At 71.1% G+C, this 1,277-nt stretch carries 1 protein-coding gene; it reads right to left on the reverse strand.

Features of this window, described 5'->3' with window-relative positions:
- Window positions 1-258: 258 nt before the first annotated feature.
- A partial coding sequence (locus AC1D12_RS33540) for a cellulase family glycosylhydrolase (RefSeq protein ID WP_477845407.1) occupies window positions 259-1,277 on the reverse strand: 1,019 nt, incomplete at its 5' end.

Here is a 1,277-nt window from a genome sequence, read left to right on the forward strand (position 1 = left end):
CCCTCGGACGTGCTCTTGCGATCGAAGGTGAGGTCGATCACGCGCCCGTCGGACTGCACGAAGCGCTGCGCGAAGACATCCCATGCCGGCCAGCCGGAGGCCGCCGCGCCGGGCGCGGCGGTCGTCAGCGTCCACGCCAGCGCCGTCTGCGCCAGCACCCGTTCGATTCCCATCGCGTGTCTCCCGGGCGGCCGTGGATGGCCGCCAGGAGGGCACGCTAGCGGCGCGCCCTGCAGGCGTCTGTGCGCTTTCGCACCGTCACTTCACGGTGAACCACGACGCGGCGAATGCCACGTACGACGGGTTGAACAGGCCGATCGAGCCGCTGGTCGCGCCGGCCGGGATCGTCACCTGCACCTGCGTGTCGCTCAGCACGCGCACCGGTGCGTTCTTCGCGTTGCCGACCCAGGCATGGTCGAGCCCGGTGAAGCCGCTGCCGCTCAGCGTGACCACCGTGCCGACCGGGCCGGCGGCGGGCGAGAAGCCCGAGATCGCCGGCTGCCGGTAGGCAGCAGCGGTGGTGAGCACGGTGAACGAGGTCGCGGTGAACGCCGCATGCGCCGGGTTGAACACGCCGATGGCACCGCTGGTCGCGCCGGCGGGAATCGTCACCTGCACCTGGCGGTCGTTCAGGACCCGCACCACGGCGTTCTTCGCCGCACCGACCCAGGCCGCGTTGACGCCGGTGAAGCCGCTGCCGTTGAGGGTGACCACGGTGCCCACGCCGCCGGAGGCCGGTGTGAAGCTGGCGATCGACTGCTGCGGGTTGCTGCCGGCCGGCGGCGTCGGGGGGACGACGGGCGGAACAACCGGGGGAGTGACCGGCGGAACGACGGGCGGCGTGGTGGTCGGCGGCGTCGTGACCGGTGCCGCCCCCCAATGCCGGCGCAGCAGCGTAAGCTTGTCCTGGCGCGGCACCAGCTGGTCGTCGAGGATGCCGCCGGTGTCGCCGCTGTTGGGCGTGTAGGACCAGTAGAAGCTGCTGCGGATGCCCTTGCTGACGAGGTAGTCGACGAAGGCGTTCTGCCAGGTCACGTCGGCCTGCCCGCCGGTGCCCTGCCCGTACTTGCCGCCCCACTCGCCCACCACGACCGGGTGCGTGGACGAGAACTGCCCGAACAGCGTTTCCCAGTTCGCCGCGAGATTGGCCGGGAAGCTGGCCGCGCCGAACGACGACTTGACGTACACATCGGGCCCATAGGTGTGCGGCGACAGCACCAGCTTGTCGGCCGGGATGCTCAACGGCTGGTAGGCCTGCGGCTGGAAATCCTCGCCCC

Source organism: Rhizobacter sp. P1_G5 (assembly GCF_056405435.1).